Origin of the sequence: Streptomyces cyaneofuscatus, from assembly GCF_042718795.1 — a bacterium.
Lineage (GTDB): Bacteria > Actinomycetota > Actinomycetes > Streptomycetales > Streptomycetaceae > Streptomyces > Streptomyces cyaneofuscatus_A.
In genome coordinates this window covers 153,055-179,196 of record NZ_JBHXOX010000008.1, presented here as the reverse complement: position 1 = coordinate 179,196, position 26,142 = coordinate 153,055, and the positions used below count along the sequence as shown (strand labels likewise).

Below are 26,142 nucleotides of genomic sequence, written 5' to 3'. Positions count from 1 at the left end.
GTTCCGTCCCGCCGGTCGGGCTCGCGCGGTGACCGCCGTGACGCTGGGCCTCGCCGTGCTGGGATCCTTGGTGCGCCAGACACCCGACGCCGAACCCGCCGCCCCTCCTCCTGGCCCCTCTCTCACCCGCACCACGCCGGAACCCTCCCCCACTCCGGACCCCTCGCCCACCCGGCCCGCGCCGGACCCCTCCCCCGACCCGACGGAGCCCGTAACCGGCATGCCGATACCCGCCTCCCCGCCCACGCCGACCGCACCGACCACGCCGCACCGGTCCACGCCCCCGGCCACGCCCTGGTCCACACCGCCCGCCACCCCGCCCGCCGCGCCACCCGCCGCGCCGACGGCCACGCCCGATCCGGCCCGGTCCGGCGCCGAGCCGTTCGTGCCGTCGCCGCACCCCGGGGAGACACGATGACGGGCCGCCGCGGCCTCGGCACGCTGCCGCGCGACGAACCGGCCCGCGAGACCGAGACGTTCCGGCTGCGCGTCCTGCCGGGAGACCGGACCGGGTCGGGCGGCCCGGGGCGCCTACCGAGGAGCCGGTCCGCGAGCAGGTCGCTCTCCCGCTCCCGTGAGCGGCGAAGACGCCGGAACCGGCGCCGGACGGCGGGGCTGGCCGTGCTCGTCCTGGCGGCCGTGGCCCTGGTTGCGGTGTTCATCGACCGGCCCTGGCAGAGCGCGGGCCCGTCCGTCACCGCCGACGCGGGCCCGGGGACGGGCGCCGACAACGCCGAGACCCCGATCGCGCCACCGTCCCATCCGTCGACCGCATCCCCGAAGCCGAAGCTCAAGCCGAAGCCGAAGCCCACGCCCTCCTCCTCGGCCGAGGACGACCGCCCGGTCCGGCCCTCCGACGTGCCCGCCTCCGGCCCCGGCACGTTCACCGTCGCCCGCGCGGGCGTCACGACGTCCGGCACGGGCGAGCCCTACCGGGTCGAGGTGGAGGACGGCATCGGCGTCGACCCCGACCGGGCCGCCGAGGACATCGCGGCGATCCTGGCCGATCCGCGCGGCTGGAGCCACGGCGGCGAGCGCTCGTTCCGCCAAGTCACGGACAAATCAGCCGGGTTGGTGGTGAAGATAGGCACCGCCGCGACCACGGACCGGCTCTGCGGCGCCTACGGGCTGAAGACCCGGGGCGAGGTCAACTGCCGGGGCGGCGAACAGGTGATGGTCAACCTGAAGCGCTGGCAACTGGGTTCACCGCAGTTCGACGGGCCCGTCGCCGAGTACCGGGCCCTGATCATCAACCACGAGGTCGGCCACTGGCTGGGGCGCGGCCATGAGACCTGCCCGGGGAAGGGACGCCCCGCACCCGCGATGATGCAGCAGATCGACGGGCTGAAGGGGTGCGTCGCCAACGCCTGGCCGTACGACGCCAAGGGGCGCTATCTGGGCGGGCCGAAGGTGCCGTAGGCGGCCTGCTGGGGGCCGCTTCAGCGGGCGCGGTGCACGAGCCGTCCCGCGAGCACCGTCGCCACGCAGTGGACCGCCCCGCCCGCGCGCAGCGCCGCTTCGTCGACCACGTCGAAGACGGCAAGGTCCGCGCGGCCGCCCACGGTCAGCGGGCCGTGGGCGGTGGCGGCCAGGTCGCCGCCGGCCGCGAAGGGATCCAGGTCCGGCGGACCGCCTCCCGGTCGCGCCGGCACCTGGACCGGTCGCCCGGGGACCTGGACCAGCCCGGACCGGGAGAGCGCCGTCCGCAGGGCCGGCTCGTCCGCCCCGAACGGGCCCACCACGTGCGTGGTCCCGTGCCGCAGCATCCGCTGGAGCCCGCGCCGTACGCTGCCCGCCCGCCGGGCCGTGTCCATCGTCGCCGCCAGCCGTTCGAACGCCTCTCCCCACAGGGGCAGTTCGCCCAGCTCGTCGGCCTCGCGCGGGTCCGGGTGGTAGCAGCGGGTGAGCAGCTCGCGGGCCCGGTCCTGGCGGAGTCCGGGCGTGAGGATGCCGGGCCAGCGGCGGACCCGGGCGGCCGGGTGGGCGGCGACGACCTCCTCGTACGGTCCGATGGCAGCGATCCGGTCGCCGTCGACGGCCACCGCGCCGCCTCCGGCCCCCTCCCCAACGGCCGCCACGCCACCACCGGCACCCTCCCCGACCGGCGCCGCGCCACCACCGGCGCCCTCCCCAACAGGCGCCGCGCCGACCGGAAGGACCAGCGGCGCGGCGTGAATCGTCAGCACAGGGGGGGTCAGTTGGCGTTGAGGAGCTTCAGCTCCGGGTGGGCCGTGCCGCCCGCGATCGCGGTGGACGAGATGTGCGAGACGACCCGCTCGTCGACCGGATCGTTCGCCGGGTCTTCGTGCACGACGAGGTGCTCGTACGTGGTGGCGCGCTGCGCCGGGACCCGGTCCGCCTTGCGGATCAGGTCGATGATCTCCAGCCGGTTGGACCGGTGCTTGGCTCCGGCCGAGGAGACCACGTTCTCCTCCAGCATGATCGAGCCGAGGTCGTCGGCGCCGTAGTGCAGCGACAGTTGGCCGACCTCCTTGCCGGTGGTCAGCCAGGAGCCCTGGATATGGGCCACGTTGTCGAGGAAGAGCCGGGCGATGGAGATCATCCGCAGGTACTCGAAGAGCGTGGCCTGCGTGCGGCCCTTCAGCTTGTTGTTCTCCGGCTGGTAGGTGTACGGGATGAAGGCGCGGAAGCCGCCCGTACGGTCCTGGACGTCCCGGATCATCCGCAGGTGCTCGATCCGCTCGGCGTTGGTCTCGCCGGTGCCCATCAGCATGGTGGAGGTGGACTCGACGCCGAGGCCGTGCGCGATCTCCATGATCTCCAGCCACCGCTCGCCGGACTCCTTGAGCGGGGCGATGGCGGTGCGCGGCCGGGCGGGCAGCAGCTCGGCGCCCGCGCCCGCGAAGGAGTCGAGACCGGCGGCGTGGATACGGGCGATGGCCTCCTCGGCGGAGACCTTCGAGATCCGGGCCATGTGCTCGATCTCGGAGGCGCCGAGGGAGTGGATCACCAGTTGCGGGAACGCCTTCTTGATCGCGGAGAAGTGCTCCTCGTAGTACTCCACGCCGAAGTCCGGGTGGTGGCCGCCCTGGAACATGATCTGCGTCCCGCCGAGCTCGACGGTCTCCGCGCAGCGGCGCAGGATGTCCTCGATGTCCCGGGTCCAGCCCTTGGCCTTGTCCTTGGGGGGCGCGTAGAAGGCGCAGAACTTGCAGGCCGTCACACACACGTTGGTGTAGTTGATGTTGCGCTCGATGATGTACGTCGCGATGTGCTCCGTACCGGCGTAACGGCGTCGGCGTACGGCGTCGGCGGCCGCCCCCAGCGCGTGCAGCGGCGCCGAGCGGTAGAGGTCGAGCGCCTCCTCCGGGGTGATCCGACCGCCCTCGGCGGCTCGGTCGAGGACGGGCTGGAGATCGGCCTTCTCGGTCACCGGGCTGTCACCTTTCGGCGGTTTTTTGAGGATCCTCGGACCGATCCAGCGTACGCCAGCCCCTTGCGCCGTCAGCCGCCGGACCGGGTGAGGTCGCCGTACGGGAGGCCCGCGCCGCGCTCCTCGGAGCGGTAGCCGAGCGTTCCGTCGGCGGCGAGGCGGAAGACCAGGTCTGCCTCGGTGGTGGTGCAGAGGCCCGGGGTGCTGGGGCGGTCCGGGTCGGTGCGCTCGCGGACCTTGAGCTCGCGCGCGGTGCCGGAGGTGAGGGTGCCGACGCTGTTGCAGGTGACGGTGATGCCGAGCTGGGAGATCGTGGTTGACATCCGGACCACCTGCGTGCCCTTTCTCCCCTCGGTGAAGACCGCGGTGAGCGTGCCGTGCGGCTGGCCGCTCGTCTTCTCGGTGAGCGGGCCCTCCCAGGTGCCGACGAACGCCTTCGGCACCGCGCCCACCGGGGCCTCGCCCGCGTCGGTGGGGGCCTCCGAGCTGGAGGGGTCCGGCTCCTTCGACGCGGTGGCCGTGGCGGTGGGGGTGGAGGACGGGCGGGCGGCCGCCGAGTCGTTCTCCTTGCGCCGGTCGGCGTCGCCGCCCGGGAAGAGGCCGTCGAGGAGGCCCGAGCCGAGGGCGACGACCACGAACGAGCCCGCCACGGCCAGCGCCACCGTGCAGCTCACCCGGCGGCTCCGGCGCGCGGCGCGGTCGGTGCCGGCGCCCGTGCCCGTGCCAGTGCCGCTGCTGCTGCCCGTCTGCGCGTCGGCGCTGACGGTGATGGAGAACCGGGAATCGTGCGGTCGCTGCCCGGGGAGCCCGAGGCTGGGAGGCGCGCCGGGCGGCGGTGGCGTGTCCGGTCCGTGGACGAGGGGCGGGCCGAAGACGCCCAGGAGGCCGGAGCCGGAGCCCGTACGAGGGTCGGGGCCGGAGCCCGTACGGGAGTCGGGGCCGGAGCCCGTACGGGAATCATGGCCCGGGCCCTCGTGCGCGTCGGCGCCCGCGCCGAACCCCGCCCCCAGCGAGGGGCTGCTGAACGGCACCGGGCCCGAGCCCACCGGCGCGTCCTGCGGTTCCAGGTCCAGCAGCGCCACCGCCGAGCGGCTGACCTCCCCCACCAGCCGGCCCGGCAGCCACCCCGCCGCCACCATCGCCGCCGCCCCGTCCGGAGCCAGCGTGCGGGCGAGGTCGGCCGGGGCGGGCCGCGCGTCCGGGTCCTTGGCCAGGCACCCGGCGACCACCTCGCGCAGCTCGCCCTCCAGGTCGCCCAGTTCGGGCTCCTCGTGCACCACCTTGTAGAGGAGGACGGCGGAGGAGTCGCCGGAGAAGGGGGCGGCGCCGGTCGCCGCGTACGCCAGGACCGCGCCCAGCGAGAAGACGTCCGCCGCACCGGAGATGTCCCGGCCGCGGATCTGCTCGGGCGCCATGTAGCCGGGCGAGCCGACGGAGACGCCGGTGGAGGTGAGCGAGACGGTCGCGCCGAGGGCCCGGGCGATCCCGAAGTCGATGAGGCGGGGGCCGTCCAGGGCGAGCAGCACGTTGGAGGGCTTCACATCGCGGTGGACGATGCCCTGGCCGTGGACGACGTGGAGGGCCTCGGCGAGCCCGGCGCCCAGGGTGCGTACCGCGTGCTCGGGCAGCGGGCCGTGCTCGGTGATCGCCTGGGAGAGCGGCGGCCCGGCGACGTAACCGGTGGCGACCCACGGCACCGGCGCGTCCGGGTCGGCGTCCAGGACCGGCGCGGTCCACTGCGCGCCGATGCGCCGCGCGGACTCCACCTCGCGCCGGAACCGGGCGCGGAACTGCTCGTCCAGGGCGAAGTGCGGGTGGACCACTTTCACCGCGACCGTACGGCCGCCGGCGCTGCGCCCGAGATAGACCCGGCCCATGCCGCCCGCACCGAGCCTGCCGAGCAGCCGGTAGGAACCGATGGTGTGCGGTTCGCCCGCTTCCAGCGGCTGCATATGCGCTCCCCCTGTGAACCCGTGAGCCCGTGAACCTGTGAGCCCGTGAACCTGCGGCCGAGAGTCCTGCGGTCGGTCCGGACTCGGACCGAAGCCTAGGGGGCGCCACCGGCGCGGTCACCGGGAAACGGCCGGACCATTCCCCCTTCTCCGGGCAGGAGGGGATGATTTCGACCCGGGGAAAGGCGCGAATGCGTTGTTCGGCCGCGCCTCACCCCATTCCCTTGCCCCGGAACCGGAACCGGAACCGGAAAGGGGATTCACCCCATTCGACTCGCCGCCTCAGCCGCCGAGCAGTTCCACCCGCACATCCGCCGGGTATCCGGTGTCCGCCCCGGTCCGGCGGGCGAACTCGCGGACGCCGGCCAACTGCTCCGGGCCGAAGCGGAAGTCCAGGGTCGTGAAGTACCGCTCCAGCACCTCCGCGTCGAAGGCCTCCCAGCGGGCCGCCTGCTCCGCGACCTTGGTGACCTCCTCCAGGGAGAGGTCCCGGGAGGCGAGGAACGCCTGGTGCACCTTGGCCGCCGTCTCGGGATGCGCGGCCAGGAAGTCCTTGCGGGCCGCCCAGACGGCGAAGACGAACGGCAACCCCGTCCACTCCTTCCACATCGCCCCCAGGTCGTGGACCTGGAGCCCGAGGCGGGGGGCGTCGTGCAGGTTGGCGCGCAGGGCCGCGTCACCGATGAGCACCGCCGCGTCCGCCTCCTGCATCATCAGCCCGAGGTCGGGCGGGCAGGTGTAGTAGTCGGGCCGGACCCCGTACCGCTCGGAGAGCAAAAGCTGGGCCAGGCGTACGGAGGTGCGCGAGGTGGAGCCGAGGGCGACCCGGGCCCGGTCGAGCTGCTCCAGCGGGAGCTGCGAGACGATCACGCAGGACATGACCGGCCCGTCGCAGCCGACCGCGATGTCCGGGAAGGCCACCAGGTCGTCGGCGTTGCGCAGGTACTCCACGAGGGTGACCGGGCCGATGTCCAGGTCCCCCCTGACCAACTGCTCGCTGAGCCGCTCCGGGGTGTCCTTCGAGAGCTCCAGGTCGAGCAGGGTCCCCGTACGCGCCAGGCCCCAGTAGAGCGGCAGGCAGTTCAGGAACTGGATGTGGCCGACGCGGGGCCGGCTGCGACGGTCGTCGCCCTCACCGGCCGGGGCGTCACTGGCTGAGACGGTTGAATTGTCCACATCGCGAGGCTAGACCCGCCCCCGGCCACCGGCACCACCGGGGCGTCTCCGAGGGGTCGGGACCGGGGGGCTCCGATGCCGCTCGGCAGGCCGCGACAGGCCAGTCAAACGTTCGGGTGAAGTGATCTTTCCCTCTACCGCTCTCCGGAGACCGCGTGCTAGGCTCGCCCGCAAGTTGCAGTTTGGTTTCCCTTGCAGTACAGAGCCTGCGGAGCATGTAACCCGCAGGCTTTTGTAGTTTTCAGACTTGTTTGCAGGTTCTGGAGCAGGGCAACCCTTTGGCCCAAGGAGGGCTTATGGCTACCGGAACCGTCAAGTGGTTCAACGCTGAAAAGGGCTTCGGCTTCATCGCCCAGGACGGCGGCGGCCCGGATGTCTTCGTTCACTACTCCGCGATCAACGCGTCCGGGTTCCGCTCCCTCGAGGAGAACCAGGTCGTGAACTTCGACGTCACTCAGGGACCCAAGGGTCCGCAGGCTGAGAACGTCACCCCGGCCTAGTTGCCCGGGTCGGCCGATCGCGGCCGCACAGAGCAGTACCCAAGGAGCCCCGCTCCCCCGCTTCGGCGGAGGAACGGGGCTCCTGCCTGTTTCGGGGCTCCTGCCTGTTTCCGGCGCTCCTGCCTGTTCTTGGGGCGCGCGAACCGTACGCCTTGACCTTCACCCCGTGTGAAGCCGTGCAGTGGGAGCCATCATGTTCACCATCGGAGACTTCGCCCGGTACGGGCGGGTGTCGCGCCGGATGCTGCGTCACTACGACGCCATCGGGCTGCTGCGCCCGGACCGCACCGACCCCACCACCGGCTACCGCTTCTACGGCGCCGCCCAGCTCGCACGCCTCAACCGGATCATCGCGCTCAAGGACCTCGGCTTCACGCTCCAGCAGGTGCGGGACGTCCTGGACGAGCGGGTGGGCCCGGAGGAGTTGCGCGGGATGCTGCGGCTGCGCCGGGCGGAGCTGGCGGAGGCGGTGGCGGCCGCGACCGTGCGGCTGGCCCAGGTCGAGGCGAGGCTCCGGTCGATCGAGAGCGAGGGGCACATGCCTGCCGACGACGTTGTGATCAAGACCGTTCCGGCGGTCCGGGTGGCCGAGCTGACCGGGATCGCCGCGAGCTACGAGCCGCAGGACATCGGGCCGGTGATCGGTCCGCTGTACGAGGAGCTGTTCCCGCTCCTGGAGGGCGCCGGCATCCGGCCCACCGGCCCCGGGATCGCCCGGTACGAGGACGCCCCGGGCGGCTCCCCCGAGGGCGGCGGCGCGATCGTCGTGCACGCGGGGGTGACGGTGTCGGCCCCGGTGGGCCCGGTCGGCGGGACCGGGGTACGGGTCGTGGAGCTGCCCCCGTTCGAGGCGGCGACGATCGTGCACCGGGGCGCGATGGACGACGTGCTGCCGGCCGCGCAGACCCTCGCCCGCTGGCTGGACGCGAACGGCTACCGCTCCACGGGGTACGCCCGCGAGGTCAACCTGGAGTGCCCGGCGGACCGGAGCCAGTGGGTGACGGAGCTCCAGGAGCCGGTGGCGAAGGCCTGACGCCGGTGTCGGTACGGGGAGGGGCGCCCCTCCCCGTACACACGGGAGGGACGCGGCCCCCTCCCCGTATACCCACGTGCCCTTCTACGCCCCCGCCCAGAGCCCGTCCTCCGTCAGCCCCAGCAGCTCGATCGCGTTGCCGCGCACGATCCGGTCCACGACCTCCGGGGCGAGGTGGCCCATCTGCTCCTCGCCGACCTCGCGGGACCTGGGCCAGGTGGAGTCGGAGTGCGGGTAGTCCGTCTCGTACAGGACGTTGCCGACGCCGATCGCGTCCAGGTTCCTCAGCCCGAAGGCGTCGTCGAAGAAGCAGCCGTAGACGTGGTCCGCGAACAGCTCGGACGGCGGGCGGTGGACCTTGTCGGCGACGCCGCCCCAGGCGCGGTTCTCCTCCCAGACGACGTCGGCGCGTTCCAGGATGTACGGGATCCAGCCGATCTGGCCCTCCGCGTACATGATCTTCAACCCCGGGAAGCGCTCGAACTTGCCGCTCATCAGCCAGTCGACCATCGAGAAGCAGCAGTTGGCGAAGGTGATGGTGGAGCCGACGGCGGGCGGGGCGTCGGCGGAGGTGGACGGCATCTTCGACGAGGAGCCGATGTGCATGGCGATGACGGTCCCGGTCTCGTCGCAGGCCGCGAGGAACGGATCCCAGTAGTCCGTATGTATGGACGGAAGCCCGAGATGGGGAGGTATCTCGGAGAACGCGACCGCGCGCACGCCCCGGGCCGCGTTGCGCCGGACCTCGGCGGCGGCGAGCTCCGCGTCCCAGAGCGGGACGAGGGTGAGCGGGATGAGGCGGCCGTGCGCCTCGGGGCCGCACCACTCCTCCACCATCCAGTCGTTGTACGCGCGCACCCCCAGCAACCCGAGCTCGCGGTCCTTCGCCTCGGTGAACGTCTGGCCGCAGAAGCGCGGGAAGGTGGGGAAGCAGAGCGCGGACTGGACGTGGTTGACGTCCATGTCGGCGAGCCGGTCGGGGACCGAGAAGGAGCCCGGCCGCATCTGCTCGTAGGTGATGATCTCCAGCTTGATCTCGTCCCTGTCGTAGCCGACGGCCGTGTCCAGGCGGGTGAGCGGCCGGTGCAGGTCCTCGTAGACCCACCAGTCGCCGACCGGCCCGTCGTCCCCCTTCGCCCCCATCACGGGCGCGAACTTTCCGCCCATGAAGGTCATTTCCTTCAGCGGTGCGCGGACGATGCGCGGGCCGGAGTCCGCATACCTGGACGGGAGCCGGTCCCGCCAGACATGAGCGGGCTCCACCGTGTGGTCGTCCACCGAGATGATCTTCGGGAAGGTCTCCATGCGTTCCACGGTAGCGCCGATCTGACGAACCGTCAGCTAGCGTGCACGCGGGAGACGGGGGTTCGGTTCCCGAATCGTTGTCGAGGGCTTGTGCAGAGCGTCACCCACTGCTGACGCGCCCGCCCGCGACAAGGCAGACTGTTGAGCGCGATACCAGCGGTAGCGAGCAATCCGGATGTACACCGCACGTCGACGCACGGACGGACAATCGGCTGAGAGCGGGCGGACCTTCGGAAGACGGGCACCACCGGCAGGACCCGCCGACGGGGCCGGGCCGGCAGGCGAGCAGGACAGGGGGCATCAATGCACCGTGATCACGGGCCACGCGTGCGCGTACCGGAGCAGCGCGCTCCGGAGGAACCGGGGGTGGAACCGGGGGCCGCCGACTCCCTCAGGTTCACCGTCCTGGGCCCCGTACGGGCATGGCGCGGCGCCGAGGCGCTGCCTTCCGGCTCCCCCCAGCAGCGCGCGCTGCTCGCCGCCCTGCTCCTGCGCGAGGGCCGGACGGCCACGGCGAGCGAGCTGATCGACGCGTTCTGGGGCGAGGACCCGCCCTCGCAGGCGCTGGCCACGATCCGTACGTACGCCTCCCGGCTCCGCAAGATCCTGGGGCAGGAGACCCTGGTGAGCGAGGCGGGCGGGTACGCGCTCCGGATCGGCCGGGGCGCGCTCGACCTCACCCTGGCGCGGGATCTCGCCACCGAGGCGGAGAAGGCCCGCGCGAGCGGTGACCGCTGCCAGGCCCGCACGCTGATCAACAAGGTGCTGGGGCTGTGGGACGGCGAGGCCCTGGCCTCGGTGCCCGGGCCGTACGCGGAGAACCAGCGCACCCGGCTGGAGGAGTGGCGCCTCCAGCTCACCGAGACCCGGCTGGACCTGGACCTGGAGGTGGGCTGCCATGCGGAGGCCGTCTCCGAGCTGACCGCGCTCACCGCCGCCCACCCGCTGCGCGAACGCCTGCGCGAGCTGCTGATGGTGGCGCTGTACCGCAGCGGCCGGCAGGCGGAGGCGCTGGCGGTGTACGCGGACACCCGCCGGCTCCTCGCCGAGGAGCTGGGCGTCGACCCGCGCCCCGAACTGGCCCAGCTCCAGCAGCGCATCCTGCGGGCCGACGAGGAGCTGGCCCGCCCGGCGGACGAGCCGCCCCCGGCGCCGGCGCCCGTGAAGCCCGCGCAGCTCCCGGCGACCGTGCCCGACTTCACCGGACGCGACTCCTTCGTACGGGACCTGGGCGCCCGACTCGCCACCGCCGAGGGGTCGGTGATGGCGGTCTCCGCGCTGGCCGGGATCGGCGGGGTCGGCAAGACCACGCTGGCCGTCCACGTCGCCCACCAGGCCCGCCCGCACTTCCCCGACGGGCAGCTCTACGTCGACCTCCAGGGCGCGGGGGCACGGACGGCCGAGCCGGAGACGGTCCTCGGCTCGTTCCTGCGGGCGCTCGGCACGGCGGACTCGGCGATTCCGGACACCCTGGACGAGCGGGCCGCGCTCTACCGCTCGACGCTGGACGGCCGCCGGGTCCTGGTCCTCCTGGACAACGCCCACGACGCGGCCCAGATCCGCCCGCTGCTGCCCGGTACGCCGGGGTGCGCGGCCCTGGTGACGAGCCGGGTGCGGATGGTCGACCTGGCCGGGGCCCACCTGGTGGACCTGGACGTGATGGCACCGGACGAGGCGCTCCGGCTCTTCACGAGGATCGTCGGCGCGGAACGGGTCGGCGCGGAACGCGAGGCGGCCCTGGACGTGGTGGCCGCCTGCGGTTTCCTCCCCCTCGCCATCCGCATCGCCGCCTCCCGGCTGGCCGCCCGCCGCACCTGGACGGTCTCCGTCCTCGCCGGCAAGCTGGCGGACGAGCGCCGCCGCCTCGACGAGCTCCAGGCGGGCGACCTCGCGGTGAAGGCCACCTTCGAACTCGGCTACGGCCAGTTGGAGCCGGCCCAGGCCCGCGCCTTCCGCCTCCTGGGCCTCGCGGACGGCCCGGACATCTCCCTCGCCGCCGCGGCCGCTCTGCTCAACCTGGAGCCGCACACGGCGGAGGACCTCCTGGAGGCCCTGGTCGACACCTCCCTCCTGGAGTCGGCCGCGCCGGGCCGCTACCGCTACCACGACCTCGTACGCCTCTACGCGCGTGCGTGCGCCGAGCGCGACGAACAGCCTCCGGGGGAACGGGAGCTGGCGCTGTCGCGGCTGCTGGACTTCTACCTGGCGACGGCGGCGGGGGTGTACGCGCTGGAGCGGCCGGGGGAACGGGTCCTGGACCACTTCACCCGGACCGCGTACCCGGGCTTGACCTTCCCGCTCCGGGAGACCGCTCTCGACTGGCTGTTCACCGAGTCGAGCGGACTGCTCGCCTGCGCCCGCCAGTCGGCCGCCATCGGTATGCCCAAGCGCGCCTCCGACCTCCTCATGGCCGTGGTCGACCTCGGGGAGTCCGGTGCGAACTCGCACCAGTTCGCCACCGCCGCCAAGGCCGTGAGCGACGCCGCCCGCGCCGCCGGCGAGGCGCAGGCCGAGGCCCGGGCCCGCACGATGCTGTCGCACGTGCACAGCGTCTCGGGGCGGTTCGCCGAGGCCGACCAGGAGGCCAGCTCGGCCCTCGCCCTGGGGCAGCGGGCCGAGGACCCGGTCTCGCTGGGCCAGGCCCCCAACCAACGCGGCATCATCGCCCTGTACGAGAACCGGCACGAGGACGCCGAGGCCCATCTCACCCAGGCCATGGCCGCGTTCCGCGCCGACGGGAACAAGCCCGGGGAGGCGGCCGCCCTGTGCAACCTCTCCCGGGTCCACCTGGCCACCGGCCGGACCACCAGCGCGGTGCACCTCGCCCAGCAGGGCGTCGCCATCTACGAGGGCGACGCCACGGACCTGGCGCTGCGGCTGGCCAACGGGAAGTACGCCCTGGGCCTGGCGCTCATCGGCAGCGAGCAGATGCCCCAGGCCCGCGACGCCCTCCTGGAGGCGCTCCAGATCTTCCGGGAGAGCCGGCAGCAGCTCTGGCACGGGATGACCCTCTTCCGGCTGGCGGAGCTCCACCTCGCCGAGCAGGACGGGGCCCAGGCCGCCGCCCACGCGGAGCAGGCCCTGGCCGTGCTCCGCGGCATCGGCGGGGACTGGCGCCGCGCAGGCGTCCTGGCGGTGCTCGGCCGCGGTCTGACGGCCATAGGGCAGCGGGACCGGGCCCACGTCTGCTGGAGCGAGGCGCTGGCGCTCTTCGAGGAGTTGCGCTCGCCGGAGGCGGCCTCGGTGCGCGCCCTGCTGAACCCGGCGGGTGTGAGCTGACGCCACCGGGCGCGCCGTGGGCCACGCCACGGGCCGCGTTCATCATTCGTTTATCGCCGACCGACAGTCTCTGACTCATCGATCCGTCGCGTCGGGGGGCAGACGGATCGGCTTGCGGCCTCACCACTATGGTGAACGGCCCTGGAGGGCCTGCCCGGCAGTCCACGGGGGAACAGCCGGGCAGGCCCCGCCCGATCATCACGTCACCGATTTCAGGAGTTGACTGACATGGCCGCTGACAAGGACAACCTCAAGCCCAACGGGGACGCGCACGCCACGGGCGAGGACATCACCACGCAGGACGCGCACGCCACGTCCAAGCCGGTGACGAAGCTCGGCGACGCCCACGCCACGGGCGGGCCGGCCGGCACGCTCGGCGACGCCCACGCCACGAGCGAGCCCGCCAAGTAGACCTTCTCGACGGGGATACGGGGGGTACGGGGGATACGGGGGAGCGGCCGCGGCGGCGCGGAGGGGGAGCCGTCGCGGCCGTCGTACGCAGAGGGGCCCGAGCCTGGGGATGGGCTCGGGCCCCTTGGGCGTGTGCGGTGCGGGCTGCGGGCTGCGGGGCGGGCTACAGGGCCCGGATCTGGACCCGGGGGGCGCACAGCTTGGTCAGGTCGTCGGCGTCGGAGGTGAAGACGACGGCGGGGCCCCGCTGCCGGTTCGCGATCGCGGCGAGGATCGCGTCCAGGGCGTACTTATGGCCGTGCAGGCCGGTCTCCCGCAGCAGCAGAATCGCCTCCTCCGCGATCCCCTTGGTGACGGGTTCGACGACCACCCCGGACATCGCCCAGTCCCACACCGGGCGCCGGATCTTGCTGTGATGGGCCTCGACCAGGGTCGTCGAGCTGGTCACGACACGGATCCCCGCCCGGTGGGCGTCCTTCAGGCGGCTCTTCATGCCGGCGTCTCCGAGGGCCGCCCGCGAGAGGGCCTCGCAGTCCAGTACGTACGAGATCTCCGGCATCAGGCAGCCGCCGCGTTCCGGCGCTCGGCCCCGGCCGGTGTCCGACCGGCCGCCTGGTCCGCGAACCACTGCTCGATCTCACGCCGCTCGGCCTCGGCGGCGGCAAGGTCCGCGTCGGTGACGGGGCCGTACTCGCCCTCCAGGCGCTCCACCAGCTCTCCCAGCCGGTCATGCTCACGCTGACGCTCTACGGCCCGCGTGACATACGCGCTGAAGGCGCCCGGGCCGACCTCCGCCCGGATCTCCTCCGCCAGCTCCTCCGGCAGGGTGACCGTGTATTTCTTGGTTGCCATACCTACGACCATACCGCCGGTCCGCGATGCCGACCCGACCCGTTCACCCCACCCGGTGAAGCCGAACAGACGTCCGCTACCCCCGCCCCCGCAGCTCCCCCTTCACCACCTTGCCGCTCGCGTTGCGCGGCAGTTCCGGGACGAATTCCACCGCTCTCGGGACCTTGAAGTTCGCCATCTCGCGGCGGGACCAGGCGATCAGGTCGTCCGCCGTCACCGTGGCGCCCCGGCGGCGGACCGCGTACGCCTTGCCGACCTCGCCGAGGCGGGGGTCGGGGACGCCGACGACCGCCACGTCGGCGATGTCCGGGTGGAGGCCGAGGAGCTGTTCGATCTCGGCCGGGTAGGCGTTGAAGCCGCCCACGATGAACATGTCCTTGATCCGGTCCGTGATCCGCAGGTTGCCCGCCTCGTCCAGGACGCCGACGTCGCCGGTGCGGAGCCAGCCGTCCGGGGTCAGCGCGTCGGCCGTGGTCTCGGGGTCCTCGAAGTAGCCGCTCATCACGGTGAAGCCCCGGACCTGGATCTCGCCGGGTTCGCCGGGGCCGCCGAGGACGCGGACCTCGGTGCCGGGGATCGCGCGGCCGGACGTGGTGGCCACGGTCTCCGGCGCGTCTCCCCGGCGGCACATCGTGACGATGCCGCTCGCCTCGGAGAGGCCGTACGCCGTGAGGACCGTGGCGATGTGCAGCTCGCCGCGCAGCCGCTCCACCAGGCGCAGGGGGACCACCGCCGCGCCCGTCACCACCAGGCGCAGGGCGGAGAGGTCGTGGGCGTCGCGGGCCGGGTGGTCCAGGAGGGACTGGTGGAGGGTGGGCGGCCCGGGCAGGACGGAGATACGTTCCGCCGCGATGTTCGCCAGCACCGTGTCCACGTTGAACACCGGCTGCGGAACCATCGTGGCCCCCCGCATCAGGCAGGCGATGATCCCCGCCTTGTAGCCGAAGGTGTGGAAGAAGGGGTTGACGATGAGATAGCGGTCGCCTTCGCGCAGGCCCGCCAGCTCGCTCCAGATCGCGTACGCGCGCAGCGTCTGCGCATGCGTGATCACCGCACCCTTGGGGGCGCCCGTGGTGCCCGAGGTGTAGACGATGTCGGAGGGGTGGGAGGGGCGGATGGCGGCCGCCCGTTCCCGTACGGCGGTGGACGGCACCCCCTCCCCCGCCGCCAGGAACTCCGGCCAGCTCGTGTAGTCCTCCGGGGCCGTCTCCGCCAGCACCACCACCCGCTCCAGGTCCGGCAGCTTCACCTCCGACCGGCGCAGGGACGCCACGTACGAGGTCCCCAGGAACGTGCCGGTGACGAAGAGCAGCCTGGCCCGGCTGCGGCGCAGGATGTGGGCTGCCTCCGTCCCCTTGAAGCGGGTGTTCAGGGGCACCAGCACCGCTCCGGCGCTCACGGCCCCGAGCGCGGCGACGATCCAGTCCAGGGTGTTCGGGGCCCAGATCGCGACCCGGTCTCCCGGCACCACCCCGGCGGCCATGGAGGCGGCGGCGGAGCGCTCCACCCGGTCGCCGAGTTCCGCGTACGTCAGGCGGGTGCGGCCCTCGACCACCGCCTCCGCCGGGCCGTACCGCCGTGCCGCCTCCCGTACCAGCCCCGGGATGGAGCCCCACTCCTCGTCGCCTCGCATCACGCGCCCGCCTTCCCTGCCGCCGCCGCAGTAGCTGACTATCCGTCAGATTAGCGGTAGCCTCTGCCGCTGTCAGCAGGCGCGGGACTGCGGGAGGTTGGCGGATGGCGACACTCAAGGACGCGACGGCGATAGCCGGGATCGGGCAGACGGCGTTCGCGAAACGGCTCCCCGAGTCCGAGAAGACGCTCGCCTGCCGGGCGATCCTGGCCGCCCTCGACGACGCGGGCATCGCGCCCTCGGAGGTCGACGGCTTCGCCTCGTACACGATGGAGGAGACCGACGAGGTGGAGGTCGCCAAGGCCATCGGCGCCGGGGACGTCACCTTCTTCAGCAAGGTGGGGTACGGGGGCGGCGGCTCCTGCGCCACCCTCGGCCATCTCGCCGGCGCCATCGCCACCGGGCAGGCCAGTGTCGGGGTGGCCTGGCGGTCACGGAAGCGCGGGTCAGGCCCGCGACCGTGGAAGAACACCGCCGTGCAACTCCCCACCCCCGCCCAGTGGACCCGCCCCTACGGGCTCCTGCGCCCCGCCGACGAGATCGGGATGCTGGCCCGTCGCTACATGCACGAGTACGGGGCCACCCGCGACCACCTCTTCAACGTCGCCCTCGCCTGCCGCAACCGGGCCAACCAGAATCCGGCCGCGATCATGTACGACCGCCCGCTGACCCGCGAGATGTACATGACCTCCCGCTGGATCAGCGAACCCCTCTGCCTCTTCGACAACTGCCTGGAGACGGACGGGGCGTTGGCCTGTGTCATCGTCTCCGCCGAGCGGGCCCGCGACTGCCGGCAGCGGCCCGTCTACCTCCACTCCGTCGCCCAGGGCCTGCCCGCCCAGCACCACGGGATGGTCAACTACTGGAACGACGACCCGCTCACCGGACCCGCCTGGACAGCGGCCCGACAGCTGTGGAAGCAGGCCGACTTCGGGCCGGACGATGTCGATGTGGCCCAGATCTACGACGCGTTCACCCCGCTCGTCCCGCTCTCCCTGGAGGGGTACGGCTTCTGCGGGCGCGGCGAGGGCGGCGCGTTCACCGAGGGCGGGGCGCTGGAGAGCGGGGGCCGGCTGCCGGTGAACACGGGGGGCGGCGGACTGAGCGAGGCGTACGTCCACGGGTTCAACCTCATCACCGAGGGCGTCAAGCAACTACGCGGCACCTCCACCGCGCAGGTGCCGGACGCCGCGACCTGCCTGGTCACGGCCGGTGAGGGCGTACCGACGTCGGCCGTCCTGCTGCGGAACTGAGGAGTTGAGGAGTTGAGGAGGGTGGAGGAGATGAGCGTGAACGATTCCTTGCTGCTTCCCGTCGCCGACGAGGACGGTGCGCCCTTCTGGGAGTACGCCGCCCGGGGCGAGCTGCGCGTCCAGGCCTGCGCCTCCCCCGCCTGCGGCGAACTGCGCTTCCCGCCACGGCCCTGCTGCCCGCACTGCGGCTCCTTCGACAGCGAGTGGCGGGCGATGAGCGGACGTGGCCGGCTCTGGTCGTACGTGATCCCGCACCCGCCACTGCTCCCCGCCTACGCCGAACAGGCCCCGTACAACGCCGTGTTGGTGGAGCTGGTGGAGGCCCCGCACCTCCGGCTGGCCGGGAACGTCGTCGCCTCCGCCGACGCGCCGCTGAACTCGGTGGACCCGGGCCGGCTGCGGATCGGGGCGCCGGTGCGGGCGGTGTTCTGCCCGGTGGGACCCGACGGTTTCCCGCTCGTACGCTGGCTGTTGGAGCGGTGAGCCGTGGCCCTGCGCATCGAGCGGGACGGGGAGCGCGGGGTCGCGCTCGTCGTCCTGGACCGGCCTACGAGGCTCAACGCGATCGACCTGGAGACGGCCGGGGAACTCGCCTCGCTGTGGGGGGAGTTGCGGTACGACGAGTCGGTGCGGGCCGTGGTCCTCACCGGGGCCGGCACCCGCGCCTTCTGCACCGGGATCGACCGGGGCGTGGAGGTCCCGCAGCCGCCGTCCCCGTACGCCATCGATGATCCTCTCCTCCGGATCGGGCCGAAGGCGAACGACCTGTGGAAGCCGGTGGTCGCGGCGGTGGAGGGGATGGCGTGCGGCGGGGCGTTCTACCTGTTGGGCGAGGCGGAGTTCGTCGTCGCCTCGCGGGAGGCGACCTTCTTCGACCCGCACACGACGTACGGGATGGTCTCGGCGTACGAGGCGATCGCGATGGCCCAGCGGATGCCGTTCGGGGAGGTGGCCCGGATGGCCCTGATGGGCACCGCGGAACGGGTGAGCGCCGAGCGGGCGTACGCGGTCGGGCTGGTGAGTGAGGTGACGGAGCCGGGCGGCGCGGTGGCGGCGGCGCTGCGGGCGGCGGCGGTGATCGCCTCGTACCCGACGGAGGCGGTGCAGGGGACGGTGCGGGCGGTGTGGTCGGCGAAGGAGGCCGCCCGTGCACAGGCGATGGCCCAGGCCCCGGCGCTGATCTCCCTGGGCAACCTGCCCCCGGACCAGCAGGCGGAGCTGTTCGGGGCGCGGCGCGGGGGCGGGGAGCCTCGGGTGCGGTGAGCGGGTGATCGAGCGGTCAGACCGCCCTGGCGGTCACTTCGCAGCGCTTGACCCGGGACACCTTGCCGGGGCTGTCCATCCGCACGGTGAGGGTGTCCTCCTCGCCGACGTTGAGGATCGTGGTGGCCTCGGCCGTGTCCACGGTGTTGCCGCGGGCGTCGACGAACCGCACGTCGATCTCGTACGCCTGCGTGCCCGGGTAGTTCGAACGCACCTCGAGCAGCGACGAGGTGACCGCCTTGCGCTTGCCCTTGCGCGGGGCGGCACAGCGGATGACCCGGACGACGAGGGCTTCGTCGGACGCGGTGGGCGTCGGGGTCGAATAGGAGCCGGACGAACCGGACGAGCCGGAGGACGAGGAGTCGTCCGTGTCGTCGTCGCTGTAGTCGCGGTAACCGCTGTTGCTCTTCTTGGAGTTGGAGCAGCCGCCGCCGCCCGAACTGCTGCCCTTGCTCTTGCCGCCGCTGGTGGACGTCGAGAACCCGGTGAGCGCGAGCACCACCACGACCAGGACCGCCGCGAGCTTCATCTGTCGCCGCATCATGGATGCAGCCCCCCTTGTTGTCGTTGCTCATGTGTTGCCGTACCTCGTGCCCGGCGTCCCCCAGCATGACGGATGGCCTCGGCATGTAAGTCATGGCCCTGTCACGGTCCGGTCATGGTCTGCGGGGCGGGGCATCCTCACGGCGGTCGGCGGCGTCCGCGTGGCGGGGGTGATCGTCCGGGCGTAGCGTCGGCCGTGCGGGGGGTGTTCGCCGTACGCCGTTGGAGGCTGACGATGATCCGCAACATCCTCGGCTCACTCGTCGCCCTCGCCGGGGCGGCTTCCGCCGTGCTGAGCCCGTTCCGCGACTGGTACGACGGGCGGGCGGGGCGGGACTACCGGGTGCGGGACCTCTTCGAGGGCATCACCGCCACGGAGTCGGGGGTGCTGGTCTCGATCCTGCTGCCGTTCCTGTTCGCGGCGCTGCTGGTGATCGCGGGGGTGGTGCTCCGGTCGCGGATCGCGGTCGCGCTCGCGGGGTTGGTGGTGCTGGGCTTCACGATCCTGTGGATGGTCCGCCAGGGGCAGGCGGCGGGGTCGCTCACGGTGGGTGGGGACGGGGCGGGGGTGCAGGTGGGGGTGGTGAACGCGGCTGCGGGTGGGGTGCTGATGTTGTTGGGGGCGGTGTTGATGACGGGGCGGGGCCGGGGTCGGGGGCGCCGGGGGCGGGAGCGGGCGGCGGTGGAGCCGTATGCCGCGCCGCCGGCGGATCAGGTGGACACGTGGCCGCCCACGCAGGAGCCGGGGATGTCGACGAACACGTCGCCGTGGCCGGAGCCGGAGGTGGACCCGTACACGGGGCCCGATCCCTATGACCCCCGTACGCGGTCGTATCCGCAGGCCCCGCCGCCGGGGCGGCCCGGGGACCCTCGGGATCCGGTGCATCCGCCGCGCCGGCCGCCGGAGGGGTGACGGTCGCCCCGTCGAGGGTTCCGTCCTCAAACGCCGGACGGGCTGGGATTTCCGGGGCGCCGGCCCCCTTCGAGCTGACCGGCCACCCCGTCAACGGTTCCGTCCTCAATCGCCGGACGGGCTGGGTGGCCGCTCAGGTGCGGGCCCTGTTCCCCGTTCCCGTGCCCTTCAGGGCGTCCAGCGCGTACACGCAGCGGTCCTTGCTGCACGCGTACACCACCCCCGCCCGCGCCACCGGCGAACCCGTGATCTCGCCGCCCGTGGCCAGCTTCCAACGGAGTTGGCCGCCCGCCGCGTCCAGCGTGTAGAGCACGTGGTCCGCCGAGCCGAAGTGGACCCGGCCGTCCGCCACGACCGGCGCGCCCACCACGTCGCCGCCCGCCGCGAAGCGCCACTTCGGGGTGCCGGTCACCGCGTCCAGGGTGTAGAGCGCGCTGCCGCTGCCCACGTGGACGTTGCCCACCGCGACCAGCACCGGCTCGATCGAGGCGCGGGCCTCCGTGGCGATGCGCCAGCGGTCCTTGCCGGTCGTCGCGTCGAGCGCGTACACCGTGCCGAGGTAGTCCGCGAGGTAGACCCCGCCCCCGGTCACCGCCGGGCCCGGCGCGAACGCGGGCGGGGACAGGAAGACCGCCGGGGACTCGAAGTGCCACCGCACCCGGCCGGAGACGATGTCCACGGCCAGCACCCGGGTGCCCGCCGCGATGTAGACGTAGCCGTCGGGGGCCGGGGTCACCCGGACGGGGACGCCGCCGCAGGAGGCCGCGTCGCCGATCGGGTACGACCAGCGCTCCAGCCCCGTACGGGCGTCAAGGGCGCGCAGCCGGGCGTCCTGCCAGACGTAGACCGTGCCGTCGTGGATGACCGGCGCGGCCTCCGGCGTCTCGAAGTCGCTCTGGGCCCCGGTGATCTCCCACAGCTTGTCGCCGTTGGACGCCTCCCACCCCTGGACACCGCCGCCCCGGGTCGCGGTCAGCACCGTGCCACGGTCGGCCTTGAGCGCGTACACCCAGGCGTCCGTCCGGACCCGCCACTGCTCGGTGCCGCCCGCCGCGTCCAGCGCGTACAGGGACGGGCCGTCCGAGGCGTGGATGCGGCCGCCCTCGACGGCCATCGCCCACGCCACGTCCCGGGTCTTGAACTGGCGGCGCCCGTTGCCGACGTCCAGCGCGTGGATCTCGAAGGAGGTCACGTACAGCAGGTCACCGGAGACGACGGGCGTCCCCCACACGTCGTTGGACATGCGGAAGCGCCACGGCCGCCACCGGTCGGGCGCCGCGGGTGCGGTGTCCGGGGCCGGTCCCGGAGCCGGTACGGGTGCCGTGGGCGCCGTGGACGTGCCGGCCGTACCGGCGGCCGCGCCGTTCAGGCCCGCGGGCGGGCGGACCCAGCCCGTCGCGGCGGCCGGATGCGCGGCGGCGGGTCCCCGGACCTCCCCCGCACGCGGTCCGGGCCCGATCGGCGCCTTCGCCCCGGGCAGGTGGACGGGCCCGCTGTCAGGTGCCGGGGGCGAGGAGGAGAGCGGGGACGGCGAGCGCAGGTCGTTGCCACCGCGCCATTCGGGTCCACGATCGGGACCTCGGTCCGGCGCGCGCTCCGGGGCGCGTGGGGGCTGCGAAGGGCGCGGCGGGGGCGCGGAAGGCACGGGCGGTGCGGTGCGGCCGCCTCCCCGGCGCCGTTCGATCATGGCGGTGGCCGACGTGGGCAGCCAGGCCGACGCCGTACCGCTGTCGTCGCTGCCGGAGGCGAAGAGGTGCGGGGCGAGCTGGGCCTGGAGGTCGGCGGGGCTGGGCCGCTGGGTGGCGTCCATCTGCATGCAGGACTCGATCAGCGGCCGCAGGTCGGCCGGCAGCCCCTCCAGGTCGGGCCCCTCGCGCAGCAGCATGAACACCGTCTCGACCGGATTGGCCCCGTGGTAGGGGGCGTGGCCGGTGGCGGCGAAGACGAGGGTGGAGCCCAGCGAGAAGATGTCGCTGGCCCCGGTGACGCTGCGGGAGTCCCGGGCCTGCTCGGGCGACATGTACGCGGGCGTGCCGACGGCCACGTTGGTCATGGTCAGGCGGGTGTTGGAGACGCCGGAGGCGATGCCGAAGTCGATGACCCGGGGGCCGTCCTCGACGACGAGCACGTTGGACGGCTTCAGGTCGCGGTGGACGAGCCCGGCCCCGTGGATGGACTGGAGGGCCTCGGCGATCCCGGCGGCCAGCCAGCGCACGGCCTGGGTCGGCATCGGGCCGCACTCGTTGACGATCTCTTCGAGCGAGGGCGCGGGCACATAGGCGGTGGCCAGCCACGGCACGGCGGCCCGGGGGTCGGCGTCGACCACGGCGGCCGTGTAGAAGCCGCTGACCGCGCGGGCCGCCTCGACCTCGCGCGTGAAGCGGACCCGGAAGAGCTGGTCCTCGGCGAGCTCGGTCCGCACCGTCTTGATCGCCACCCGCCGGCCCGACGCCGACCGGGCGAGATAGACCAGCCCCATGCCGCCGGCCCCGAGCCGTCCCAGCACCTCGAACGGGCCGATCCGTCTCGGGTCGTGCTGCGTCAGCTGCTCCATCACGTGCCTGCCACCTCCCCGTACGGACCTCAGGAACGAAGCCCGCGAATGTCCCGCCCGTTACCGCCCGGTGCGATTTCCGGCCTGCGCGGCGTCTCACCGCTGGGCACCACCTGGCGGTGCGCACCCTGATTCTTCCTGGCTCGGGCGCCGGTTGCGAACCCGGGGGCGGATGTGGGTGTCTCATGTCACTTCGGCCGATTCTCGCCCACAACGGGTACGCGACGGGGTCAGGGAAGCAGTTCGCTCGGCTGGAGCACCGCGAAGAGCGCTCCCTGGTCGTCGACGAGGACCGCCATCCGCCCGTACGGGATGTCGAAGGGCGGCGCGGAGACCCGGCCGCCGAGCTGGACGGCGAGTTCGGCCGCCGCGTCGCAGTCGGCGACGGTGAAGTAGGTGAGGAAGTAGCTGGGCAGCTCGGCGGGGAACGCGTCCGTGATCACGCTGCGGCCGCCGACGGCGGTGTCCGGGCCGGGTTCCGCGCCCTCGGGCGACCACATCCGGAAGTCGACGAGCGCCTCGGCGTCGCCGGAGACGTCGTTGCCCGCCTCGTCCAGGTCGGTGCCCCGGAAGCCGAAGACCTTCTCGTAGAAGGGGTCCACCGTCTCCGGCTGCCGGGTGTGGACCTCGGTCCAGCAGAAGGAGCCGGGTTCGTTCTGCTTCTCGAAGCCTTCCCGCTCCTCCGGCTGCCAGAGCCCGAAGACCGCGCCCCCGGGATCGGCCGCCTGCGCCACGATCCCGGCCTGCCCGGCCCGTACCGGGTCGGTGATGATCTGGCCGCCGTGCTCGCGGATCGCGGCGACGGTGGCCCGGATGTCGTCGGTGGCGAAGTAGACGCCCCAGGCCGTCGGCATCCGCCCGTCCTTCTTGGCGGCGAGCGCGGCGACGAGCCTGCCGCCGCTCAGGGCGTCCGCGAAGGGCATGCCGTCGCCCGCGCGGAAGGTCCAGCCGAAGAGGCCGCCGTAGAAGCGCTTGCCCGCTTCGAGGTCGGAGAGCTGCACGTCCACCCAGCACGGCGCCGAGTGCGCGAATGCGGCCATGGGGCCCGGTCCTTCCGTCGCAGTGACGCCTGTCACAGTCAACGTAACGGCGTGCCCGGTCCGCCGCGCCCCGAGCGCACCCCGAGCGCACCCCGAAGCCCCCCATAGGGAACATTTGCTCGGATAATGAAGGTGTGGTCACCATGTGGACGAAAGTTGTCCACCGAAGTTGTCCACAGGCTGTTGATAACACTATTGCCGGGGAGCGGTGACGGGCCGCGCGGCCGGAAAGCGGCCCCGGTCCTGTCCCGGGGCCGTCCTGGGACAGGACCGGGACAGGACCTCGTACGCACCGCCACCACATCGGCCGAAAATGGTCGCCCCCCGACCCCCCGCACCCCGCCGGACCTCGCCGGACCCCGCCTTTCCTGCGGCGTTCCCCATTTGCAGTCGGCCGAATCGCGCTCCCATCGGCCCTCGGTAAGCTGACGGCATGACAGGACAAGTACGTACCGTCGACGGCCGCGTGGCCGGTCGACGCGGTCAGGCGACGCGGCAGAAGCTGCTCGACTGCCTCAGCGAGATGCTCAGCTCCTCGCCGTACCGGGACGTCAAAGTCATCGACGTCGCCCGGAAGGCCGGGACTTCACCCGCGACTTTCTACCAGTACTTCCCCGATGTGGAGGGCGCCGTCCTCGAAATCGCCGAGGAGGTCGCCAAGGAGGGTGCCGGACTGACCGAACTGGTCGCCGGACGCCCGTGGGTCGGCAAGGCCGGCTGGCAGACGGCCGAGGAACTCGTCGAGGGGTTCCTCGACTTCTGGCGCCGCAACGACGCGATCCTCCGCGTGATCGACCTCGGCGCGGCCGAAGGGGACAAGCGGTTCTACAAGATCCGTATGAAGATCCTGAACTCGGTCACCAACTCCCTCACCGATTCGGTGAAGGAGCTCCAGGCCAAGGGCAAGGTCGACAAGGACATCAGCGCCGCCGCGATGGCGGGCTCCCTGGTCGCGATGCTGGCCGCGGTCGCCTCGCACCAGAAGGGGTTCACCACCTGGGGCGTGAAGCAGGCCGAACTGCGCCCGAACCTGGCGCTGTTGGTGCACCTGGGCATCACCGGCAAGAAACCGACCAAGTAGCCGACGGCCTCATACGTCATACGTCGTACGTCGTACGTCCTACCGGCACGTCCTGTCTCACCGACGGCGGACCACCACGCACTCTGCCGGTGGTCCGCCGTCGGTGTTCCCGGACACCACGGCGGAACGGCTCCGGTGAACGGCGAACTACCGCCGCTCCAGCCGGAAGAGCCGGATCTGCCGCTCCAGCCGCGCCTGGTACGCCGCGTACGGCGGCCAGAACGTCAGCGCCACCCGCCACACCTCCTCCCGCTCCGCCCCCTCCAGCAGCCGCGCCCGCACCGGGATGGACCGGCCCCGCCAACTGATGACGGCCTCCTCCGGGCGGGCCAGCAGATTCGCGGTCCAGGCCGGATGCCCGGTCCGGCCGAAGTTGCTGCCGATGAGGATCCAGGTGCTCTCGGACTCCCCCTCCGGCATGCAGGCCAGCGGGGTCACCCGGAGCCGCCCGCTGCGCGCCCCCGGCACCGTCAGGACGAGCCCCGGCAGCATCCGCGCGCTGGGCAGCACCTTGCCCCGGGTGAGCCGGTGGACGGTGCGGTCCAGGACGGGGACGACGTGCGGGGCGATGCGGGCGAAGGCGCGGGTCGAGGAGACCTTCTGGATGAGCCGGGCGCCACGGGTACCGGTCATCGGACGGCCACCCCGTGCGCCAGACCCTCCGGCGTCACGTCCCCGAACAGCCCGGCCTGCCCCGCCGCGTGGTCGCGCAGCCGGTGTACGGGCCCGAAGAGCAGCTCGTCGCCCGCCGCCCGCTTCACGTACAGGTGCGCCTCGTGCTCCCAGGTGAAGCCGATACCGCCGTGCAGTTGTACGGCCTCCCCGGCCACGGTCCGGGCCGCCTCCAGCGCCTGGGCCAGTGCGAGCGGCCCCGCCGCCGGGTCCCAGGCGGCGTGGTACGCGGCGGAGCGGGCCGCCTCCACCCGTACGTACAGGTCGGCGAGGCGGTGTTTGACGGCCTGGAACGACCCGATGGCCCGGCCGAACTGCTCGCGCTCCTTCACGTACGCCACGGTCCGCTCCAGCGCGCCCGCCGCCGCCCCGACCGCCTCGGCGGCGAGGACGGCGGCGGCGGTGCGCCCGGTGGCGGCGAGCGCGCCGCAGACGTCCGGGGCCACCCCGTCCTCCCCCAGGAGCTCGGCCGGAGTGTCGCGCAGTTCGACGCGGGCGACGGGCCGGGTCTCGTCCATGGAGGTCAGCCGGGTACGGGTGAGCCCTTCGGCCTCGGCGTGGGCGAGGAAGAGGAGCGTCCGGCTCCGCGGGTAGCCGCCGGTGTGGGCCGCGACGAGGAGGAGTCCGGCGCTGTGGCCGTCGAGCACCCGTTCGGCCTCCCCGTAGAGCCGCCAGCCGCCGCCTTCGGGGTCCCGCCGGGCCTGGACTCCCCCGGCCCGCCCGCCGCCCGCCCAGCCTCCGATGCTGTTGTCGGCGGTGAGGCCGAGCGCGGCGGCCATGGACCCGCCGGGGGCGACGAGGGCGGCGGTGAGGGCCCCGTCGGCGATCCGGGGCAGCAGGCCGGCGCGCTGGGCCGGGGTGCCGAGCGCGGTGATCAGGGGGGCGGCGAGTACGGCGGTGGCGAGCAGCGGGGAGGGCAGCAGGGCGCGGCCCGTCTCCTCGCAGGCGAGGGCGAGCTCGGTGGCCGTGCAGCCGGCCCCGCCGTACTCCTCGGGCAGCGCGAGCCCCGGCAGCCCGAGCTCCTGGGCGAGCCGGCGCCACAGGGCCGGGTCGTGGCCCTCGGCGGTCCGCACGGCGGCGCGGACCTCGCCGGGACCGCTGTGGCGGGCGAGCAGGTCGCGCAGGGTGCGGCGGATCTCGTCCTGTTCCGCGGTGAAATGGGCCGGCAAGGTGCAGTCGGCGTTCGCGGTGAAGTCGGTGTGCGCGGTGAAGTCGGTGTGCGCGATGAAGTCGGCGTCCATCGTCGGACTCCTCCCTTCAGGAACCGGAGCGGCCCCCGATCTGACGG

General features: G+C 73.1%; 24 protein-coding genes. 11 read left to right on the top strand and 13 right to left on the bottom strand.

From position 1 onward, the window contains the following. The first annotated feature begins 28 nt into the window (after positions 1-28). Together ACFWRT_RS11100 and ACFWRT_RS11095 are read left to right on the top strand one after the other, a co-directional pair. The gene (locus tag ACFWRT_RS11100; protein WP_380950542.1) at positions 29-418 is read left to right on the top strand and encodes a hypothetical protein; all 390 of its coding nucleotides are present in this window, start codon (positions 29-31) and stop codon (positions 416-418) included. Then, a complete protein-coding gene (locus tag ACFWRT_RS11095) occupies positions 415-1,419 on the top strand; it encodes a DUF3152 domain-containing protein (protein ID WP_380950543.1) in 1,005 nt (334 codons plus the stop codon). The genes ACFWRT_RS11100 and ACFWRT_RS11095 overlap by 4 nt, the downstream gene beginning before the upstream one ends. Positions 1,420-1,439: 20 nt before the next feature. Here the strand turns inward: ACFWRT_RS11095 and ACFWRT_RS11090 are convergent, their stop codons facing one another. The 4 genes from ACFWRT_RS11090 to ACFWRT_RS11075 all read right to left on the bottom strand — a co-directional run bounded on the left by ACFWRT_RS11090 (position 1,440) and on the right by ACFWRT_RS11075 (position 6,522). Then, complete coding sequence (locus ACFWRT_RS11090) at positions 1,440-2,186, bottom strand: imidazolonepropionase-like domain-containing protein (protein ID WP_380950544.1); 747 nt, start codon at positions 2,184-2,186, stop codon at positions 1,440-1,442. Positions 2,187-2,194: 8 nt separating this feature from the next. Continuing rightward, the gene (mqnC, locus tag ACFWRT_RS11085; protein WP_380950545.1) at positions 2,195-3,394 is read right to left on the bottom strand and encodes a cyclic dehypoxanthinyl futalosine synthase; all 1,200 of its coding nucleotides are present in this window, start codon (positions 3,392-3,394) and stop codon (positions 2,195-2,197) included. Between the two features lie 71 nt (positions 3,395-3,465). Further along, the gene (locus ACFWRT_RS11080; protein ID WP_380950546.1) at positions 3,466-5,346 is read right to left on the bottom strand and encodes a serine/threonine-protein kinase; all 1,881 of its coding nucleotides are present in this window, start codon (positions 5,344-5,346) and stop codon (positions 3,466-3,468) included. A 282-nt stretch (positions 5,347-5,628) separates the two neighbouring features. Further along, positions 5,629-6,522, bottom strand: coding sequence for a menaquinone biosynthetic enzyme MqnA/MqnD family protein (locus ACFWRT_RS11075; RefSeq protein ID WP_380950547.1), 894 nt, complete (start codon positions 6,520-6,522; stop codon positions 5,629-5,631). 296 nt (positions 6,523-6,818) lie between these two features. Between ACFWRT_RS11075 and ACFWRT_RS11070 the strand changes: the two genes are divergently transcribed. Both ACFWRT_RS11070 and ACFWRT_RS11065 read left to right on the top strand, forming a co-directional pair. Next, positions 6,819-7,022: a cold-shock protein gene (locus ACFWRT_RS11070; RefSeq protein ID WP_003967102.1), complete on the top strand. Its 204-nt coding sequence runs from the start codon at positions 6,819-6,821 to the stop codon at positions 7,020-7,022. A 193-nt stretch (positions 7,023-7,215) separates the two neighbouring features. Then, positions 7,216-8,055, top strand: coding sequence for a MerR family transcriptional regulator (locus tag ACFWRT_RS11065; protein ID WP_380950548.1), 840 nt, complete (start codon positions 7,216-7,218; stop codon positions 8,053-8,055). 84 nt (positions 8,056-8,139) lie between these two features. On the opposite strand, the gene ACFWRT_RS11060 is transcribed toward ACFWRT_RS11065, so the two are convergent. Next, positions 8,140-9,360 carry an amidohydrolase family protein gene (locus tag ACFWRT_RS11060; RefSeq protein ID WP_380950549.1) on the bottom strand — a complete coding sequence of 407 codons (1,221 nt, stop codon included), beginning with the start codon at positions 9,358-9,360 and terminating at the stop codon, positions 8,140-8,142. Between the two features lie 303 nt (positions 9,361-9,663). On the opposite strand from ACFWRT_RS11060, the gene ACFWRT_RS11055 reads away from it, so the two are divergent. Together ACFWRT_RS11055 and ACFWRT_RS11050 are read left to right on the top strand one after the other, a co-directional pair. After that, a complete protein-coding gene (locus ACFWRT_RS11055) occupies positions 9,664-12,639 on the top strand; it encodes an AfsR/SARP family transcriptional regulator (protein ID WP_380950551.1) in 2,976 nt (991 codons plus the stop codon). Positions 12,640-12,867: 228 nt separating this feature from the next. Further along, entirely contained in the window at positions 12,868-13,050 is a 183-nt protein-coding gene (locus ACFWRT_RS11050) for a hypothetical protein (protein ID WP_380950552.1), read from the top strand. Positions 13,051-13,213: 163 nt separating this feature from the next. Here ACFWRT_RS11050 and ACFWRT_RS11045 read toward each other — a convergent pair whose 3' ends face one another. The 3 genes from ACFWRT_RS11045 to ACFWRT_RS11035 all read right to left on the bottom strand — a co-directional run bounded on the left by ACFWRT_RS11045 (position 13,214) and on the right by ACFWRT_RS11035 (position 15,535). Continuing rightward, on the bottom strand, positions 13,214-13,609 hold the full coding sequence (locus ACFWRT_RS11045) for a PIN domain-containing protein (RefSeq protein WP_380950553.1): 396 nt from the start codon (positions 13,607-13,609) through the stop codon (positions 13,214-13,216). Beyond that, the gene (locus tag ACFWRT_RS11040) at positions 13,609-13,902 is read right to left on the bottom strand and encodes a hypothetical protein (protein WP_380950554.1); all 294 of its coding nucleotides are present in this window, start codon (positions 13,900-13,902) and stop codon (positions 13,609-13,611) included. The genes ACFWRT_RS11045 and ACFWRT_RS11040 overlap by 1 nt, the downstream gene beginning before the upstream one ends. Before the next feature lie 76 nt (positions 13,903-13,978). Then, positions 13,979-15,535, bottom strand: coding sequence for a FadD3 family acyl-CoA ligase (locus ACFWRT_RS11035; RefSeq protein WP_380950712.1), 1,557 nt, complete (start codon positions 15,533-15,535; stop codon positions 13,979-13,981). A gap of 104 nt (positions 15,536-15,639) precedes the next feature. Here ACFWRT_RS11035 and ACFWRT_RS11030 point away from each other — a divergent pair, with 104 nt between their 5' ends. Genes ACFWRT_RS11030 through ACFWRT_RS11020 form a run of 3 tightly spaced genes read left to right on the top strand, consistent with a single transcriptional unit; the run spans position 15,640 to position 18,051 of the window. Further along, on the top strand, positions 15,640-16,788 hold the full coding sequence (locus tag ACFWRT_RS11030; protein WP_380950555.1) for a lipid-transfer protein: 1,149 nt from the start codon (positions 15,640-15,642) through the stop codon (positions 16,786-16,788). 30 nt (positions 16,789-16,818) lie between these two features. Then, the gene (locus tag ACFWRT_RS11025) at positions 16,819-17,271 is read left to right on the top strand and encodes a Zn-ribbon domain-containing OB-fold protein (protein ID WP_380950556.1); all 453 of its coding nucleotides are present in this window, start codon (positions 16,819-16,821) and stop codon (positions 17,269-17,271) included. A 3-nt stretch (positions 17,272-17,274) separates the two neighbouring features. After that, a complete protein-coding gene (locus tag ACFWRT_RS11020; RefSeq protein WP_380950557.1) occupies positions 17,275-18,051 on the top strand; it encodes an enoyl-CoA hydratase/isomerase family protein in 777 nt (258 codons plus the stop codon). A gap of 16 nt (positions 18,052-18,067) precedes the next feature. Here ACFWRT_RS11020 and ACFWRT_RS11015 read toward each other — a convergent pair whose 3' ends face one another. Next, on the bottom strand, positions 18,068-18,595 hold the full coding sequence (locus ACFWRT_RS11015; RefSeq protein ID WP_380950558.1) for a hypothetical protein: 528 nt from the start codon (positions 18,593-18,595) through the stop codon (positions 18,068-18,070). A 234-nt stretch (positions 18,596-18,829) separates the two neighbouring features. Here ACFWRT_RS11015 and ACFWRT_RS11010 point away from each other — a divergent pair, with 234 nt between their 5' ends. Continuing rightward, positions 18,830-19,507: a hypothetical protein gene (locus ACFWRT_RS11010; protein ID WP_380950559.1), complete on the top strand. Its 678-nt coding sequence runs from the start codon at positions 18,830-18,832 to the stop codon at positions 19,505-19,507. Between the two features lie 133 nt (positions 19,508-19,640). Here ACFWRT_RS11010 and ACFWRT_RS11005 read toward each other — a convergent pair whose 3' ends face one another. Both ACFWRT_RS11005 and ACFWRT_RS11000 read right to left on the bottom strand, forming a co-directional pair. Then, positions 19,641-22,061, bottom strand: a complete 2,421-nt coding sequence (locus ACFWRT_RS11005) for an outer membrane protein assembly factor BamB family protein (protein ID WP_380950560.1) — start codon at positions 22,059-22,061, stop codon at positions 19,641-19,643. A gap of 230 nt (positions 22,062-22,291) precedes the next feature. Beyond that, entirely contained in the window at positions 22,292-23,101 is an 810-nt protein-coding gene (locus tag ACFWRT_RS11000) for a VOC family protein (RefSeq protein ID WP_380950561.1), read from the bottom strand. A 433-nt stretch (positions 23,102-23,534) separates the two neighbouring features. On the opposite strand from ACFWRT_RS11000, the gene ACFWRT_RS10995 reads away from it, so the two are divergent. After that, positions 23,535-24,182, top strand: a complete 648-nt coding sequence (locus ACFWRT_RS10995; protein WP_026241229.1) for a TetR family transcriptional regulator — start codon at positions 23,535-23,537, stop codon at positions 24,180-24,182. 147 nt (positions 24,183-24,329) lie between these two features. Here ACFWRT_RS10995 and ACFWRT_RS10990 read toward each other — a convergent pair whose 3' ends face one another. Further along, positions 24,330-24,815 carry a nitroreductase family deazaflavin-dependent oxidoreductase gene (locus ACFWRT_RS10990; protein WP_380950562.1) on the bottom strand — a complete coding sequence of 162 codons (486 nt, stop codon included), beginning with the start codon at positions 24,813-24,815 and terminating at the stop codon, positions 24,330-24,332. Beyond that, positions 24,812-26,023, bottom strand: a complete 1,212-nt coding sequence (locus tag ACFWRT_RS10985) for an acyl-CoA dehydrogenase family protein (protein WP_380950713.1) — start codon at positions 26,021-26,023, stop codon at positions 24,812-24,814. The genes ACFWRT_RS10990 and ACFWRT_RS10985 overlap by 4 nt, the downstream gene beginning before the upstream one ends. Positions 26,024-26,142 lie beyond the last annotated feature (119 nt).